The following is a 16443-nucleotide window of genomic DNA, read 5'->3' on the forward strand; positions in this document are numbered from 1 at the left end:
ATTTTATCTCGGGGTTTTTTTTATTTGATTGACTAATTTAAGACAAGCTTACATAAGATGTTATAAGCAACTAATCAGAAGGGGAGAGACGGACTTTTGAAATCTTTTTTTGGCGTATTGCTTGTCGGATTGCTGGTATATACATTTTATGTTGAAAATAAGTCCAGTCCTAATGTTTTATCGAGGGAACAATTTGAACAAGCTTCAGTGAATCAGTCTTATGATCAACTGATAGATATTGAAGAAGGGGAAGTCGCAGACAGCACTCAACCTGCTGAACATTTCCCCGGACCGAATGCAGGGAATAAAGCTATTGACTTCAAACTGTCCGATTTGTCAGGAGAAAAAGTGACTTTGTCACAATTTAAAGGAAAAAAAGTAATCATAAACTTCTGGGCTACATGGTGCCCTCCATGTAAAGAAGAAATGCCCATTATGGAGGAATTCTATAAAAAGCATAGCGCGGATGTCGAAATCCTTGCTATCAATATTGATCCACAATACAACGTCAAGGAATATCAGAAATCCATGGGTCTGACTTTTCCCATACTCCTTGATAAAGATGACAAAATTAACAAGGCATACGAAATCCTGACCGTACCGACCACTTACGTCATCAACGAACAAGGAATCATCACTCATAAACAAATCGGAGCCATCACCACTGCAGAAGGCATGGAAGCTTTAATGAAATAAGAGGAACGTACTTCTCTATATGACCTTTGTTTAAACTATCTGAAATTTGGATATACTATTTATACAAATCATTATAGAGAGAGAGGTACCCTTTTTATGCGCAGACCAAGAAAGAAGTCATTCGCTGATCTGGTGAAAGAGAACAAAAAACAGTTACTCCTCGATCAGGATGCAATGAACGCAATTGAAGAAAGAATCGACGCACGATTTGAAATAAAACGTCCCCTGAATAAAGCCGAGTAATCATTTACGAGGCTTTATTTTATTTTGTCCAGTCCAAGGAATACATACCAATTATTACGCCTTAACTTCCTAGCGAAAATGGAAATGATACTAATAAGGAGGGGAAGTAATGAGCAATCCGAAAAGAAACAACAAACATTTTGTTCCGAACCATATAGGAACCCAATCAAGAGAAGCGGGTAATAATAACGGGAAGAAAATGCAGGATACGTCGGGTAAACATGCCCAGGTAATCCAGACTAAGGGCGAATAACATAATACTTTTGATAAAAATTAATCGAGGGACCGACCCGTTTGAAGGTCAGTTCTTAACACATCTTTAGGAGGAATGCAGCATGACATGGAACAGTAAACCAAATCCGGATGATCGCAGTGATAACGTAGAGAAGCTTCAAGGTATGGTACAGCATACGATTGAAAATATGGAGAAAGCAGAAGAATCCATGGCTTTCACTGATAGTGAAGAGCAGTTTCAATCAATAAAAGCAAAAAATGAACGCCGCCGCGAGAGTCTGGATGCATTCCGAAGTGAAATCAAAGATGAAGCTGGTCAAGATAATAATCAATAACCTTTTGACATGCACCTGAAAACACAGTTAAAAGCCGCGAATATGCTGAACATCAAGCATATTCGGGCTTTTTTCTTCCCCCGTTCACCAAGCGTCATTATTCCAATGACGGTAAATACTGTGATACTATTGATTATGTGCATTAATAAAATATAGAGGTGAATTTCGTGCATATATCAGAGAACACAGTACAAGTACGGTACGCAGAGACAGATCAGATGGGGGTCGTTTATCACGCAAACTATCTAGTCTGGATGGAACTCGGCAGAACAAAATTGATTGAAGATCTAGGGTTTAATTATGCTCAAATTGAAAAGGAAGGTATCCTGTCTCCAGTAGTCGACTTAAATATCAGTTATAAAACACCAGTAAGGTACGGTGAAATAGCACTTGTTAAAACATGGGTGGATGATTACGACGGAATCCGGATTACATATGCATATGTAATCTATAATGGAGAAAACCAGTTAGCGATCACTGGACATTCAAAGCACGTCTGCGTAAGAAAAGAGAGTTTCCGTCCCATTTCTATACGCAGAATGTTTCCTGAATGGCATGAGGCATATGAAAAAGCAAAAAAGCAGTTGACTAGACACACCAAGATTTAGTAAAAAAATGGAGAAATGAGTTATACGACGCGGGAGAGAGGAAGAAGTCATGGCATTTGGGATAAATCGAAGGGAATTGAATGATTGGAAAGAGTGTGTGAAAAAAGGAGAAGTCGCCTTTTTGACTCACTATTGGATTGATGAACGGTTTCCCGCTATCCGTACAGTCACTAAAGCAGGGTGCGCTGATATCGAGAAACTTCGTATATGGGGACAAAGATATGGATTGAAGAGAGAGTGGATTCATATGCGTCATGACGGGTTTCCACATTATGATTTGATGGGTGAGACCCAACTGAGAATTCTTAGAGAAGAGGGACTTGAGGAGCATATTAATCGTTTCCTGGAGAAATAAAGATGCTGAAGCCGGGATGGTTCTCAGACCGGCTTCAGCTTTCACTTATTTTTTATATTCGTAAAGTGGTTCTTCTAGTTCTTGATCGTATTCGACATACAAATCGTGACCGTCGAAGTACCACAAATCTCCTTCTTCTACAAAAAATGATCGGTTATCAAATTCAACGATACTACCAGCTTCCATTGGCTCATCCTTGTTTACTCCTAAAGAAAAGCTGTCATGCAGAGGACTGGAACCGCCATATCTCACATAAAAACGAACATGATCTCCTTCCTCTACCAGCATTTCGTTTTTAAACCAATTAAGAGCGTCTTTTGAAATATGTATCTTCACGTTTCAGACTCCTTTCTCCACATTCATTATACCACCCGCTCTGCTTGGACAAACGGGAGACCGTTTTTATATTATATACATAATGAACCGCTGACATCTACTAATTCGCACAGGAGTTGATTGCATGAAAACACAAGCACTCTTATATTACATAGGTGCCTTTATTTTCGGAGGACTTGGAATAATGACATTTCTCCAGCTGGAAAAAACAAACTACAAAGTGGAAGCGGGTACTTTTATCATCGCAGCTTCCCTTGTTTATTACGGGATGGTGACGCTCTACTTTAAGAGCAGTAAAAATACGTTTTTATTAGCCAACTTGATTCTTGCTGTACTTGCCCTTTGTGGAATATTCTTTAATGACGTTTTATTTGGCAGTCATTAAAATAAATCAAATGAAAAGAGCTGATGTTCAATAAAGTGACATCAGCTCTTTACTATCTATTGAGGCAATCCATTCATCATATGTGAAACCATATCATCCTCGGAATAGGTGATCATTCCATTTTTTTGGGCAAAATCGAGAGGGTAGATCCGATAGTTCGTATAATTGACTTGGGCTACAAACGTAGGTTGAAAATCAATTGATGGATAGGAGATGACTGCTCCTGCCGGATTGCGCTTTTTTTCAACTTGGACAGTTGCCATTCCTCCGATATCCTTATAGTCATCTTTTTGACCGGACAGGAAGTTGCCAAGTGAATAAATGACGACAGCTTCGCGTCCATCGCTTGTCTTATATGTCTGAATCGGCTGCAGAACATGAGGATGATGGCCAAAAATAATATCTGCACCGTTTTCAGTAAGTACCTTGGCAAGTCTTTGCTGTTCGTCCGTAGGAAACCGCTGATATTCATTCCCCCAATGAAGGCTCATAACAACAAGGTCGATATCCAGTGTCTTGGCTTTCTTGATTTCTGCAATCATCTTCTTTTCATCCAGGAGATTGACTAAGTAGTCCTTGCCATCCGGAACTGGAATCCCGTTTGTTCCATATGTGTAGGAAAGGAGTGCAAATTTGATTCCATTCACGTTAAATGTGCGGATTTTTTCTTGGTCTTTTTGATTCTTAAATGCACCGACATAAGGCATTGATATCTTCTCATAGTAGTCAATTGCGCTTAATAGGCCTTCTTCACCTTGATCCAGCGAATGATTATTTGCAGTTGTCACTGCATCAACGCCTACTTCCTGCAGGGACTTTACAATTTCTTTTGGACTGTTGAACAGGGGATAGCTCGATAAACCGATTTCACTTCCCCCGGGGGTTGACTCCTGATTGGCAATCAGGAAATCTGGATTTGCAAGCATATCCTCGACTTGAGCAAACATCGGCGAAAAATCATAATTGGAGCCAGCTTGTGCATCTTCATATACTCGATCATGCAAAAGGATATCACCGATGGCTGCAATGGTTGCTGTAGACTTCATCGTCTTACCTTCTGAAGGTATCTCCCTTGTCGAATGAAGAAGTGAAGCATGCTTATCCTGCTGCTGTGACGAATTCCAGTTTTTATATTGTTCCAGCACCAAGTACCCTGATAAGGCAAGTAATGGAATCACAAGAATCAAACTTACTATGTATAACTTTCGTTTCATATTCAAACTCCTTCGTTCTAAATTCACATGTTCGATATTATTTTACAGGAAAAAAGTTGTTAACGGGAGTATAGTTTGAAGAAAAAAATCAATTATACTATTATTGGCGAAATTCCAACGTGTTAAACGAAAAAAGCGAACAATAACGAATCCATCCATTGCCAGGATGACCGTTTAAGTTCGCTTCATTGTTAAAGCCATTTAATTTTAGGTTCTGTCTTGTTTCTAATACGGACAATGTTGGCGCGATGCCGATAGATGACAAAGAAGGCAAGGACGCCGACGACGATAATCAAAGGGATATCACCTGTGAATAAAGTATAAGTAAAAGCAATGAGTGCTGCTATCATGGATGATAGAGATACGTATTTAGAAACATAAAGTCCAAGAAAAAATACTCCCAAAAGAATCAGGAACAATAAAGGGTCGTACCCCAGCAGGACACCTCCGGATGTCGCAACCGCTTTTCCACCCTTGAAGTTTGCGAAAAGAGGATACATATGACCGATTACCGCAAATATACCGGCTACCAGCATGAACATCTTTGGTTCCACATTGAATAGAAGCGGCAATAGTGCCGCAGCCGTACCTTTCAGAATATCCATAATCGTTACAACCAGGCCAGCTTTCACTCCAAGTGTCCTGAAAGTGTTCGTCCCGCCTAGATTTCCGCTACCGTGTTCACGGATATCTTTCCCGTAGAATGTTTTTCCAATCATTAAACCTGACGGAATGGAGCCAAGCAGATAAGCTATAACAAGAATAAGGGCATAAATCATGATCACTGCTCCTTTAGATATGTAGTGGGTTCTTTATTTTAACATGTTTTTATTGAAAACGGGAGAAATTCAGGAAATTTTTAGTACCTGTTCTTAAAACTAGATATTATTTGATATACAGGATGAATTCATCATGTCCTTCACCTTTGTATGGTAAAATAAATTACACTTTACATCCATGGAATTGAAGGTGAACATACTATGCATTTATTTTTGTCGGCACTGCAGTGGGTGGCATTCATGGTCGCAGGTTCGATTGCTGCACCTATTGCAATCGCTGATTTATTTCAATTGACCCCAGCCGAAACCGCAGACTTCATCCAGCGGACCATTTTCGTTTTGGGGGCATCAAGCCTAATTCAGGCACTTATTGGGCACAGGCTGCCAATCAATGAAGGGCCAGCCGGCCTGTGGTGGGGTGTATTTGCCATTTATGCAGGGTTCGCAGGAACTCTTTACAGCAGCCACATAGAAGTATTAACCGTTTTACAAGGCGGAATGATTGTCAGCGGTGTGATATTTTTTATTTTAGCAGCGACGGGTCTGTTAAAGAAACTGACTTCATTATTTACTCCTGCCATTACGTTTATTTACTTGATGCTGCTAATTTTACAGCTAAGCGGTTCCTTTGTTAAAGGGATGTTCGGGATCAACAGTGAACACGGGACTCTTCAGCCCTTCGTTTTGGCAGGGAGTATATTGACCATTCTGGCCGCGCTGTACTTTTCCGGTCATAAAACAAAATGGATTCAACAATATTCCATCATTCTTGCTTTGATTGCAGGTTGGATCATTTTTGTCTTGATGGGTCTCGGAGGACATGTAACAGTATCCAGCTCATGGTTTGCCTTACCTGAAATCCTCGCTTTCGGTGCTCCTTCATTTGATACGGGCGTCGTTATCACTTCCATATTCATTACCTTTTTGTTAACGACCAACATGATCGCTTCAATCAGGGTCACAGAGGAAGTGATGAAGTCACAGGGTCATCCAACATACGAAAGGTATACGAAAAGCGGGTTTGCCTCCGGGATCAACCAGATCCTGGGAGGAATATTTTCTGCCATCGGTCCTGTTCCTATATCAGGTGCTGCCGGGTTTGTGTCGGCTACAAGAATGTACAGCATTCTGCCGTTCATCGCCGGAAGTGTCATCATCATAGTCATCAGCCTGGTTCCTAAAGTGATGAATCTATTTGCCAGCTTACCTGCTCCGGTCGGGTACGCAGTCACGACAGTTATTTTCATAAAGATGGTTGGCCTTGCACTGGGGGAATACCATAAAGAGAAGGATCTGGAACGCACCCACTTCGTCGCAGGCATCTCCTTGATAGTCGGGGTAGGCGCCATGTTCGTACCTCCGGCCGCTTTCAAGGATGTTCCCGTGGTGGTGGCCTCCATACTAAATAACGGGCTGATCCTTGGTACCATCACAGGTATATTGGTAGAGCAGACCATCAGGTCAAAAACGGAAAAATCCATGAAAAGCCGGTAAATTCATTGTTTACCGGCTTTTTTTCGTATAGCATTAGAATGATGGAAGATCTTTCATCACAGACTAACTATATGTTTACCTTTCCTGCAGAGGGGGTATTCTTAGTATGTTTAGATTAGATTTCAGGCAGGTGGTTAAATGATTGAATTCAAGAATGTCAGAAAAGTGTATGAAGGCGGAACAGAAGCGATAAAAGGCATCGACTTGTTGATTCCTGAAGGAAAGCTTGTTGCACTGATCGGACCGAGCGGATGCGGTAAGACGACAACCATGAAAATGATCAACAAACTGATCGGGCTAACGAGCGGCACCATCACGATCAACGGTATCGACATATCGGAAAAAAATGAAGTGGAGTTGAGAAGGAATATCGGTTATGTAATCCAGCGAATCGGACTCCTCCCTCATATGACGATAGAAGAGAATATCAGCCTGATACCGAAGTTAAAAGGCTGGAAAAAGGAAAAATATGAATACAGGGTTGATGAATTGATGAATCTGGTAGGGCTCGAACCAGAGATTTACCGGAAGAAGTATCCTCTCGAACTAAGCGGGGGACAGCAGCAAAGGGTAGGCGTCATACGTGCACTTGCTGCTGAACCGCCAATTATCCTAATGGATGAACCTTTCAGTGCACTTGATCCCATAAGCAGGGAACAGCTGCAGGATGAATTGAAGCATATTCAAAGTTCCATACATAAAACGATCGTATTTGTCACGCATGATATCGACGAAGCATTGAAAATTGCAGATGAAATCGCCGTTATGAAGGATGGAAGAATCGAACAGATTGCCAAACCGGGCGAATTGATTGCTTCTCCTGCAAATGAATTTGTAAGGTCGTTTATCGGGGAGCATCGATTGAATGAAGGTAAAAAAGAGATATTGGTTGCCGATATCATGGATGTCAATCCAATTTCCATGCAAGACGGGGAATCTGAATATGAAACAATCTCCCACGACGCCACTCTTTCAGAAGCTGCCGGTCTCTTCATTTCTAAAGAACCGCAAAAACTCGTTGTCACAAAAGGCGATAAGTATATAGGAAGTCTGTCAAAAAGCGATATCCTTCATGCTGTCGCTTCTGAAAATAGAAGGGAGGCTCCATCACAATGATCCATGCCCTTTCGCTATCATTCATCAATACGATCACAAGCCGTTCGGATGACATCATCACCGGATTGGTTGAGCATCTTTATCTATCTTTTATATCGATCTTTATTGCGATCGTAATTTCATTACCGCTCGGAATCTATATTTCAAGAAAAAAGAATATTGCAGAGTTTTATATCGGTATAACCGCAGTATTCCAAACCATTCCGAGTCTTGCCTTATTCGGATTTCTGATCCCCCTCCTGGGAACCGGGAGCACAACGGCTATTATTGCACTTACCGTATACGCCTTGCTGCCGATTCTCAGGAACACATTTACAGGGATTGCAGGAGTGGATGAAGGCGTCATTGAAGCAGGCAAAGGAATGGGGATGACGGGCTCACAGCTATTGTTCAAGATTGAACTGCCCCTCGCCCTGCCTTTTATCATGGCGGGCATAAGGACGGCGACGGTCTTGACAGTCGGTGTGGCCACACTTGCGACATTTGTCGGAGCAGGAGGACTGGGAGACCTGATTTACCGTGGCCTTTCTACCTGGAACAATTCACTCGTTCTAGCCGGTGCGGTCCCTGCAGCACTTCTTGCATTATTTTTTGATTTTCTGTTAAGGCTTTTAGAAAATGCCACAACACCAAAAGGGTTAAAAGCCCGAAAATAATCTTACCAAAGGAGCATACATATGAAGAAAAAACTCTCGCCCTTCATTATCCTGCTGGCAGTCTCGATCCTCATCTCAGGCTGCGGGAATAGCGGAGGCAAAGACACGATCACTGTATCGGGTAAAATGTGGACTGAACAATTCATCCTTACTCATATCATGGCTGAACTACTGAAGGAAAAGACTGACCTTGATGTAAAGGTGGAAGAAGGTCTGGGGGAAGTCTCGATCCTTACACCTGCACTTGAAAAAGGTGATATTGATGTGTATGTGGAATATACCGGTACCGGGCTTGAAGCTGTCCTGAAAGAACAGGCAGCGGAAGGAGCTTCGGGGGACGAGATACTTGAACAGGTCCGAAAAGGATATGAAAAAAAATTCAATGTGACATGGCTGAAACCACTTGGATTTGAAAATACGTACACTCTTGCTTATACAGAGGATCAGGATTTCGATGCCAAAACGTTCTCTGATTTGGTACCTCTTTCAAAAGATCTCAGCTTCGGAGCACCTCACCAGTTTTACGAACGTGAAGGGGACGGCTACGATGCTTTTGCAGAAGCATACGGATTCAAATTCAAAGATAAGGAGAGCTATGATCCCAATATCATGTATGAAGCGGTGAAAAACGGGGATGTGGATATCATTCCTGCCTTCACCACTGACGGAAGAATTGAACGATATAACTTAAAGTCCACTAAAGATGATAAAGGTTTCTTCCCTCCATACGATGCGGCACCGGTCATACGACAGGAAGTACTGAAAGAACACCCTGAGGTTGAAGAAACACTGAATAAATTAGCAGGTCAGATATCAGAAGAAGAAATGAGTGAATTGAACGCCAAAGTAGATATTGATAAAGAGGAACCAAAAGATGTGGCACGTGAATTTCTCATTTCCAAAGGATTAATCGAAGAATAACTGATGATGAAGTGAATCCTTTCAACCGGGTTCACTTGTCTTACTTCGAATATATCCATATAATTTTGAAAAATAAAGGGAATTATGCTATAAAAATAGAATAGGACTTTAGAACGCAGATATAGATTCCAAAAAGGACGGTGCTTGATCATGATTGAAAATCCATCACGTGAAGAGATGGGACAAATATTGAAAGAATCCAAGAGAATTGCAGTCGTTGGATTGAGTGACAATCCCGAGCGTACATCACATTCTGTTTCAAAAGCGATGCAGGACCAAGGATACGAGATCATACCGGTCAACCCGGCCATCGAATCTGCATTGGGTGTAAAAGCGGTGTCAACATTAGAAGAAATTGAAGGACCGGTCGATATTGTCAATGTCTTCAGGCGTTCTGAATTCCTCCCGGAAATCGCGAAAGAATTTGATAAAATAGATGCTAAAGTTTTCTGGGCTCAGCTTGGAGTCATGAATGAAGAAGCTTTTTCTTTTCTGAAGGAACGTGGGTATACAGTGATTATGGATCGTTGTATTAAGGTTGAACATGCTTTAACCAAATAAATCTCACTGAGGCAAGCGGCATTCACCGCTTGTTTTTTTTCGGATTATTGATTACATCAAGAATGGTGAGAGGTTAAAACAGATGATAAAGCCACTGAAACCGGGCATTTTACAGAAAATAAATTTGCGAAAATGAAATAAAACGCTACAATATAGCATAGTGGTTTACCTTTGAAATGATGAAAAACAGGTAAACGAACAAATGTTCTTGTGTTATAGTAAGTATAGAACATTAAAAAAACCCGTGCAGTAAGTTCAGATACGGGCATAGAAGTTTGAAAGGGGAATGTTCGTGGCCAACCAGACACAGTCCATGGCTTATAATGATGATGCAATTCAGGTTTTAGAGGGCTTGGAAGCCGTTCGAAAGAGACCTGGTATGTATATTGGCTCCACTGACTCCAGAGGGCTGCATCATTTAGTATATGAAATTGTAGATAATGCAGTAGATGAAGCACTAGCAGGTTTCGGTAATGAAATCACGGTCACCATACATAAAGATAACAGTATTTCTGTTCAAGACAGAGGCCGCGGGATGCCTACCGGGATGCACAAAATGGGAAAACCTACGCCCGAGATCATACTGACAGTCCTTCACGCAGGAGGGAAATTCGGTCAGGGAGGGTACAAGACAAGCGGCGGTCTCCACGGAGTCGGGGCTTCCGTTGTCAATGCCCTGTCTGAATGGCTTGTCGTTACGATAGAAAGAGACGGCATCAAATATGAACAGCGCTTCATAAAAGGCGGAAAGCCTGAGACGACACTTGAAAAAATAGGCAAAACCAAAAAATCAGGAACTCTTATACACTTTAAACCAGATCCCGAAATATTCAGTTCCACCACCTATAATTTTGATACGTTATGTGAACGTCTAAGAGAGTCGGCCTTCCTGTTGAAAGGCTTGAAAATCGATATCATCGATCAACGTCACGACCAACAGGAAGTATTCCTTTATGAAAGCGGCATTCAAGCATTTGTAGAGTATTTAAATGAGGAGAAAGACAGCCTCCACAGCGTCGCGTTTTTTGAAGGAATCCACCACAGCATTGAAGTGGAGTTCTCGTTCCAGTTTAATGACGGTTTCTCTGAGAATATCCTTTCGTTCGTCAACAACGTTCGCACGAAAGATGGCGGTACCCACGAAGCAGGGGCTAAAACTGCCATGACAAGGGTCTTCAATGAGTACGCACGTAAAGCAGGCATCCTGAAAGACCGCGACAAGAACCTGGAAGGAACGGATATCCGCGAAGGCCTGGCAGCCATAGTGTCCGTCCGTATTCCGGAAGAGCTGCTGCAATTTGAAGGTCAGACGAAAGGCAAGCTCGGAACAAGTGAAGCCCGTTCTTCAGTGGATTCCGTAGTATCAGAACATCTTCTTTATTTCCTTGAAGAGAACCCTGAAACCAGTTCCCTGCTGATCAAAAAATCAATCAAGGCGGCTCAGGCACGCGAGGCAGCGAGAAAAGCACGGGAAGATGCGCGCAACGGGAAGAAACGTAAACGTTCCGAGACTGTTCTATCAGGGAAGCTGACCCCGGCACAATCAAGAAATCCGCAGCGTAATGAATTATACCTGGTAGAGGGAGACTCTGCAGGAGGTTCTGCCAAGCAGGGACGAGACCGTAAGTTCCAGGCAATCCTTCCGCTTCGGGGGAAAGTCATCAACACTGAAAAGGCGAAACTGCAGGATATCTTCAAAAATGAAGAAATCAATACCATCATCCATGCAATTGGCGGCGGGGTCGGACCTGAATTCAACGTTGAGGATATCAATTACGATAAAATCGTGATCATGACTGATGCCGATACGGATGGGGCACATATACAGGTTCTCCTGCTTACTTTCTTCTATCGTTACATGAAACCGCTCGTGGAAGCTGGAAAAGTGTATATCGCCCTTCCTCCGCTTTATAAAGTGAGTAAAGGCACGGGAAAGAAAGAAAAGATTGAATATGCCTGGACGGATGAAGAACTGCAAGGCGCCATGAAAAAGATCGGCAAAGGCTACATGATCCAACGCTACAAAGGTCTCGGTGAAATGAATGCTGATCAATTGTGGGAAACGACGATGGATCCTGAATCACGGGCCCTCATCAGAGTAAGGATTGATGATGCCGCCCGTGCTGAACGACGAGTCACGACGTTGATGGGCGATAAAGTCGAACCTCGCCGTAAATGGATCGAAAGCAATGTAGCATTTGGTTTGGAAGAAGACGGAAGCATATTAGAGAATGAAAACATTACGGTCGCAGAGGAGGGGTAAAGCATGACAACAGTAGAAAGATATCAAGATTTGCCTCTTGAAGAGGTACTTGGCGACCGATTTGGACGATATAGCAAATACATTATTCAAGAACGTGCGTTACCAGATGCCCGGGACGGACTGAAACCCGTTCAGCGACGGATCCTTTATGCCATGTATGTAGATGGGAACACACAAGAAAAAGGCTTCCGCAAATCAGCAAAGACAGTCGGAAATGTAATCGGTAACTATCACCCCCATGGTGATACCTCCGTTTATGATGCCATGGTGCGAATGAGTCAGACATGGAAAGTACGCAACTATCTTGTTGAAATGCACGGGAATAACGGGAGCATCGATGGCGATCCGCCTGCTGCGATGCGTTATACAGAAGCCAGACTTTCAGCTATTTCAATGGAGTTACTGCGTGATATCGATAAGAATACGGTCGAATTCATCCCTAACTTTGATGATACTTCAAGTGAACCGACCGTCCTCCCTTCCCGGTTCCCTAATTTACTTGTAAATGGTTCGACGGGTATATCAGCAGGATATGCAACCGATATCCCGCCACACCATTTAGGTGAAGTAATCGATGCGGCCATTATGCGCATTGAAAAGCCGCAGTGTTCAGTCGATGATCTTATGACTGTCATGAAAGGACCCGATTTCCCTACCGGGGGAATCATTCAAGGTGTGGAAGGAATCAAAAAAGCGTACGAGACTGGAAAAGGAAAAGTCGTTGTACGCGGAAAAGCTGAAGTAGAGGATATACGAGGAAGCAAACAGCAAATCGTTATCACGGAAATACCTTACGAAGTGAATAAAGCGAACCTTGTAAAGAAGATGGATGAATTCAGATTGGACCGCAAAGTGGAAGGCATCGCCGAAGTCCGGGATGAGACAGACCGCGAAGGACTCCGGATCGTCATAGAATTAAAAAAAGATGCAGATGCCAATGGCGTCCTGAATTATCTTTATAAAAACAGTGATTTACAAATTTCCTATAACTTCAATATGGTGGCAATTCATAAACGCCGCCCTGAACTTATGGGACTAAGACAGTTATTGGACGCATATATCGTACATCAAAAAGAAGTGGTTACAAATCGTACCAAGCACGACCTGAAGAAGGCGAGCGACCGTCAGCATATTGTTGAAGGGTTGATGAAGGCTCTATCTATTCTCGATGAAGTGATCGCCACCATCCGTGCTTCAAAGGATAAGAAGGATGCGAAGAACAACCTAATCGATCAGTACCAATTCACTGAAGCCCAGTCAGAAGCAATCGTAAGTCTCCAGTTATACCGATTGACCAATACTGACATTACTGCTTTAAGAAGTGAAGCCGAAGAGCTTCAGAAATTGATCGCGGAATTAACAGGCATATTAGAAAGCGAAAACAAGTTATTCAGTGTCATCAAAAAAGAATTAAAAGCGATCAAAAAACAGTTTGCAGATGCACGCCGTACACAGATTGAAGAAAAAATTGAAGAAATCAAAATCAATCTTGAAGTATTGATTGCAAGTGAGGACGTTATGGTGTCAGTTACACGTGATGGATACATCAAGCGGACGAGCCTTCGTTCATACTCTGCATCAAATGGTCAGGATCTTGCCATGAAAGAAACGGACAGGCTGCTTGCTCAGTATGAGATGAATACAACTGATGTTCTTCTGGTCTTCACCAACAAAGGGAACTATATCTACTGTCCTGTACATGAATTACCGGATATCCGCTGGAAGGATCTTGGCCAGCATGTAGGGAATATCGTCCCGATCGATCGCGATGAACAGGTATTAAAAGCGATTCCGATCAAGGAATTCAATGAAGGAAAATACCTTCTGTTCGTTACCAGAAACGGCATGACCAAAAAATCTGAACTCTCTCAATATAAAGCGCAGCGATATTCCCGTCCACTTGTCGGAATCAACCTCAAAGGCAATGATTCTTTAGTTGATGTACATCTGACAGATGGAAATCAAGATCTTTTCCTTGCCACGAACTTGAGCTATGGTTTATGGTTTGCTGAAGAAGATGTCAGCATCGTAGGTCCAAGAGCGGCTGGAGTCAAAGGGATTAATCTTAAAGATGAGGACTATGTCGTTTCAGGTAAAGTGGTGAGTGATCCGGCTAAAGAGTATGTATTCCTCGTCACTCACCGCGGAGCAGTGAAAAAGATGAAGCTCTCAGAATTTGAAAAGACTACGCGGGCCAAACGCGGAGTCATCATGCTCAGGGAACTTAAATCCAATCCGCATCGGGTCGTTCGTATCGAAGTGGTCAAGGACACTGATACGATAGAACTGATAACGAATAAAAGAAAGACCGAAAATGTAAAAATTTCGGATTTACGGGCGAATGACCGGTATTCCAATGGTTCATTCGTGATTGATGAAGCTGAAAGCGGCCCGGTTACAGAGACTTGGGTTAAACCAACTGAAAATAACGAGTGATTCGAAAAAACGGCTAAGGAGTCCTTAGCCGTTTTTTTATGGAATAAACCGCTATGACATTGCCATCCCGTAAATAGCTGTAAGTACATTTCAATTTGACTATATTGTATATAAAACGAATTTATATACTGGATTGTTGTACAATCATAATGCATGATTGTACAACATTAAATAATTTTACATCAATATGTAATTTGCAATTGATAGAAAAATGTTTATTTGATAGATTAAAAAAGTGTCATTTGGGGTAAACATACATAGGTTCATACATTTACATTTTATTACATACTGGAGGGCATTCATCTATGGATTTATTTAACACCATTATCGGTACGTTAAATGAGTATATGTGGTCATATATTCTTATTGCAGGTCTCGTTGGGCTTGGACTTTATTTTTCACTTCGCACCAAGTTTGTACAGTTTCGATATATTGCTGAAATGGGACGTTTACTGACAGATAAAACAACGATTTCAGCAGAGGGGAAAAGAGGGATTTCCTCATTCCAGGCATTCACAATCAGTACGGCATCGCGGGTTGGTACAGGAAATCTTGCAGGTGTTGCCACGGCGATTGCCGGTGGAGGACCCGGTGCTGTGTTCTGGATGTGGCTGATTGCTCTCTTAGGAGGGGCGACAAGTTTCATTGAAAGTACTCTCGCTCAAATTTATAAAGTGAAAGATGGAAAAGACGGATTCCGCGGCGGTCCGGCTTATTACATGGAAAAAGGGCTGAACGCCCGCTGGATGGGAATACTTTTTGCTGTTATTATTACTTTTTGTTTTGGATTGGTGTTTAATTCCGTACAATCCAATACGATTTCACTTGCAATGGAAGGTGCTTATTCCTTTGATCGTTTAACTACTGGAATCATTTTAGCGGTATTGACGGCTGTCATCATCTTTGGAGGAATCAAGCGGATCGCCCATGTTACACAGATACTGGTTCCTGTCATGGCGATCCTTTATATCATTCTAGCCTTATACATTCTGATCTCGAATATCACGCTGCTTCCTGATATGTTTGCCCTTATATTTGAGAGCGCATTTGGATTCAGGGAAGTTGTAAGCGGCGGCGTTGGAGCGGCTATCATGATGGGTATCAAACGAGGGCTATTTTCCAATGAAGCAGGTATGGGTAGTGCGCCTAATGCAGCTGCATCTGCAGGTGTCTCGCACCCCGTTAAACAAGGTTTGATCCAGACTCTTGGTGTGTTCACCGATACATTGATCATTTGTACGGCTACTGCATTTATGATCATTCTATCAGACCAATATACTGCGGGAATCGATGGTATTCAACTGACCCAAGCTGCACTAAGCTTCCATGTTGGTCCATGGGCTGACACATTCGTTGCGATTGCAATTTTCTTGTTTGCATTCAGTTCCGTCATTGGTAACTATTATTATGGTGAAACAAACATTGAATTCATCAAGTACAGTCCTGCTGCCCTGTTAATCTACAGACTTGCCGTGATCGGTATGGTCATCTTCGGGGCAGTCGTGAAGCTTGACGTCGTTTGGGGACTCGCCGACTTGTTCATGGGGCTCATGGCCATCATCAACCTTATCGCCATCACATTGCTCACAAGAATTGCCCTTGCTGCGTTAAAAGACTACCGTTCACAGAAGAAACAAGGGAAAGATCCTGTATTCTATTCGAATTCCATTAAAGGATTGAAGGGGATAGAATGCTGGGAAGAGAAACCGGTAACCAAATCAGAGAATCCATAATGACAAAGACCAACTCATATAAATTGAGTTGGTCTTTTTACATAGTTTTTCCTTAATTGGTGATGATAATAGAGAATG

The 16443-nt window shown here is 42.3% G+C and carries 18 protein-coding genes; 15 read left to right on the plus strand and 3 right to left on the minus strand.

What is annotated here, in order from left to right:
* Positions 1-96 precede the first annotated feature (96 nt).
* The 6 genes from V6B33_RS14395 to V6B33_RS14420 all read left to right on the plus strand — a co-directional run bounded on the left by V6B33_RS14395 (position 97) and on the right by V6B33_RS14420 (position 2471).
* Entirely contained in the window at positions 97-696 is a 600-nt protein-coding gene (locus V6B33_RS14395; RefSeq protein WP_334218455.1) for a peroxiredoxin family protein, read from the plus strand.
* Between the two features lie 96 nt (positions 697-792).
* Positions 793-939 (plus strand): FbpB family small basic protein, encoded by a 147-nt coding sequence (locus V6B33_RS14400; protein WP_172248696.1) that lies wholly within the window; start codon positions 793-795, stop codon positions 937-939.
* A 109-nt stretch (positions 940-1048) separates the two neighbouring features.
* Positions 1049-1192, plus strand: a complete 144-nt coding sequence (locus tag V6B33_RS14405) for an acid-soluble spore protein N (protein WP_172248695.1) — start codon at positions 1049-1051, stop codon at positions 1190-1192.
* Between the two features lie 82 nt (positions 1193-1274).
* Entirely contained in the window at positions 1275-1508 is a 234-nt protein-coding gene (gene tlp, locus V6B33_RS14410; protein WP_334218456.1) for a small acid-soluble spore protein Tlp, read from the plus strand.
* A 167-nt stretch (positions 1509-1675) separates the two neighbouring features.
* Positions 1676-2116 carry an acyl-CoA thioesterase gene (locus tag V6B33_RS14415; RefSeq protein WP_334218457.1) on the plus strand — a complete coding sequence of 147 codons (441 nt, stop codon included), beginning with the start codon at positions 1676-1678 and terminating at the stop codon, positions 2114-2116.
* 49 nt (positions 2117-2165) lie between these two features.
* Positions 2166-2471 (plus strand): hypothetical protein, encoded by a 306-nt coding sequence (locus V6B33_RS14420; RefSeq protein WP_334218458.1) that lies wholly within the window; start codon positions 2166-2168, stop codon positions 2469-2471.
* A 45-nt stretch (positions 2472-2516) separates the two neighbouring features.
* Here the strand turns inward: V6B33_RS14420 and V6B33_RS14425 are convergent, their stop codons facing one another.
* On the minus strand, positions 2517-2807 hold the full coding sequence (locus V6B33_RS14425; protein WP_334218459.1) for a HesB/YadR/YfhF family protein: 291 nt from the start codon (positions 2805-2807) through the stop codon (positions 2517-2519).
* Between the two features lie 124 nt (positions 2808-2931).
* On the opposite strand from V6B33_RS14425, the gene V6B33_RS14430 reads away from it, so the two are divergent.
* The gene (locus V6B33_RS14430; protein ID WP_334218460.1) at positions 2932-3192 is read left to right on the plus strand and encodes a hypothetical protein; all 261 of its coding nucleotides are present in this window, start codon (positions 2932-2934) and stop codon (positions 3190-3192) included.
* 56 nt (positions 3193-3248) lie between these two features.
* Here V6B33_RS14430 and V6B33_RS14435 read toward each other — a convergent pair whose 3' ends face one another.
* Complete coding sequence (locus V6B33_RS14435; protein WP_334218461.1) at positions 3249-4406, minus strand: CapA family protein; 1158 nt, start codon at positions 4404-4406, stop codon at positions 3249-3251.
* A gap of 191 nt (positions 4407-4597) precedes the next feature.
* Positions 4598-5185 carry a glycerol-3-phosphate 1-O-acyltransferase PlsY gene (gene plsY, locus V6B33_RS14440; RefSeq protein ID WP_334218462.1) on the minus strand — a complete coding sequence of 196 codons (588 nt, stop codon included), beginning with the start codon at positions 5183-5185 and terminating at the stop codon, positions 4598-4600.
* Positions 5186-5386: 201 nt separating this feature from the next.
* Here plsY and V6B33_RS14445 point away from each other — a divergent pair, with 201 nt between their 5' ends.
* The 8 genes from V6B33_RS14445 to V6B33_RS14480 all read left to right on the plus strand — a co-directional run bounded on the left by V6B33_RS14445 (position 5387) and on the right by V6B33_RS14480 (position 16365).
* The gene (locus V6B33_RS14445; protein ID WP_334218463.1) at positions 5387-6679 is read left to right on the plus strand and encodes a purine/pyrimidine permease; all 1293 of its coding nucleotides are present in this window, start codon (positions 5387-5389) and stop codon (positions 6677-6679) included.
* Positions 6680-6817: 138 nt separating this feature from the next.
* Complete coding sequence (locus V6B33_RS14450; RefSeq protein ID WP_334218464.1) at positions 6818-7795, plus strand: ABC transporter ATP-binding protein; 978 nt, start codon at positions 6818-6820, stop codon at positions 7793-7795.
* The gene (locus tag V6B33_RS14455; RefSeq protein ID WP_334218465.1) at positions 7792-8451 is read left to right on the plus strand and encodes an ABC transporter permease; all 660 of its coding nucleotides are present in this window, start codon (positions 7792-7794) and stop codon (positions 8449-8451) included. Before V6B33_RS14450 ends, V6B33_RS14455 begins: the two co-directional genes overlap by 4 nt.
* 21 nt (positions 8452-8472) lie before the next feature.
* Entirely contained in the window at positions 8473-9372 is a 900-nt protein-coding gene (locus tag V6B33_RS14460) for an ABC transporter substrate-binding protein (RefSeq protein WP_334218466.1), read from the plus strand.
* 147 nt (positions 9373-9519) lie between these two features.
* Positions 9520-9933 carry a CoA-binding protein gene (locus tag V6B33_RS14465; protein WP_334218641.1) on the plus strand — a complete coding sequence of 138 codons (414 nt, stop codon included), beginning with the start codon at positions 9520-9522 and terminating at the stop codon, positions 9931-9933.
* 292 nt (positions 9934-10225) lie between these two features.
* Entirely contained in the window at positions 10226-12196 is a 1971-nt protein-coding gene (parE, locus tag V6B33_RS14470) for a DNA topoisomerase IV subunit B (protein WP_334218467.1), read from the plus strand.
* 3 nt (positions 12197-12199) lie between these two features.
* Positions 12200-14632 carry a DNA topoisomerase IV subunit A gene (parC, locus tag V6B33_RS14475; protein ID WP_334218468.1) on the plus strand — a complete coding sequence of 811 codons (2433 nt, stop codon included), beginning with the start codon at positions 12200-12202 and terminating at the stop codon, positions 14630-14632.
* Positions 14633-14937: 305 nt separating this feature from the next.
* Entirely contained in the window at positions 14938-16365 is a 1428-nt protein-coding gene (locus V6B33_RS14480; protein WP_334218469.1) for an alanine/glycine:cation symporter family protein, read from the plus strand.
* The last annotated feature ends 78 nt before the right edge of the window (positions 16366-16443 follow it).

The organism is Mangrovibacillus sp. Mu-81 (assembly GCF_036867415.1).
In the GTDB taxonomy this organism is placed as follows: domain Bacteria; phylum Bacillota; class Bacilli; order Bacillales; family Bacillaceae_B; genus Rossellomorea.

What these genes read in the sequence shown, in the direction of transcription:
- V6B33_RS14400 (WP_172248696.1), top strand. Translation starts at nt 793, where the DNA reads ATGCGCAGACCAAGAAAGAAGTCATTCGCTGATCTGGTGAAAGAGAAC.
- V6B33_RS14405 (WP_172248695.1), top strand. Translation starts at nt 1,049, where the DNA reads ATGAGCAATCCGAAAAGAAACAACAAACATTTTGTTCCGAACCATATA.
- tlp (WP_334218456.1), top strand. Translation starts at nt 1,275, where the DNA reads ATGACATGGAACAGTAAACCAAATCCGGATGATCGCAGTGATAACGTA.
- V6B33_RS14420 (WP_334218458.1), top strand. Translation starts at nt 2,166, where the DNA reads ATGGCATTTGGGATAAATCGAAGGGAATTGAATGATTGGAAAGAGTGT.
- V6B33_RS14430 (WP_334218460.1), top strand. Translation starts at nt 2,932, where the DNA reads ATGAAAACACAAGCACTCTTATATTACATAGGTGCCTTTATTTTCGGA.
- V6B33_RS14435 (WP_334218461.1), bottom strand. Translation starts at nt 4,406, where the DNA reads ATGAAACGAAAGTTATACATAGTAAGTTTGATTCTTGTGATTCCATTA.
- plsY (WP_334218462.1), bottom strand. Translation starts at nt 5,185, where the DNA reads ATGATTTATGCCCTTATTCTTGTTATAGCTTATCTGCTTGGCTCCATT.
- V6B33_RS14445 (WP_334218463.1), top strand. Translation starts at nt 5,387, where the DNA reads ATGCATTTATTTTTGTCGGCACTGCAGTGGGTGGCATTCATGGTCGCA.
- V6B33_RS14450 (WP_334218464.1), top strand. Translation starts at nt 6,818, where the DNA reads ATGATTGAATTCAAGAATGTCAGAAAAGTGTATGAAGGCGGAACAGAA.
- V6B33_RS14455 (WP_334218465.1), top strand. Translation starts at nt 7,792, where the DNA reads ATGATCCATGCCCTTTCGCTATCATTCATCAATACGATCACAAGCCGT.
- V6B33_RS14460 (WP_334218466.1), top strand. Translation starts at nt 8,473, where the DNA reads ATGAAGAAAAAACTCTCGCCCTTCATTATCCTGCTGGCAGTCTCGATC.
- parC (WP_334218468.1), top strand. Translation starts at nt 12,200, where the DNA reads ATGACAACAGTAGAAAGATATCAAGATTTGCCTCTTGAAGAGGTACTT.
- V6B33_RS14480 (WP_334218469.1), top strand. Translation starts at nt 14,938, where the DNA reads ATGGATTTATTTAACACCATTATCGGTACGTTAAATGAGTATATGTGG.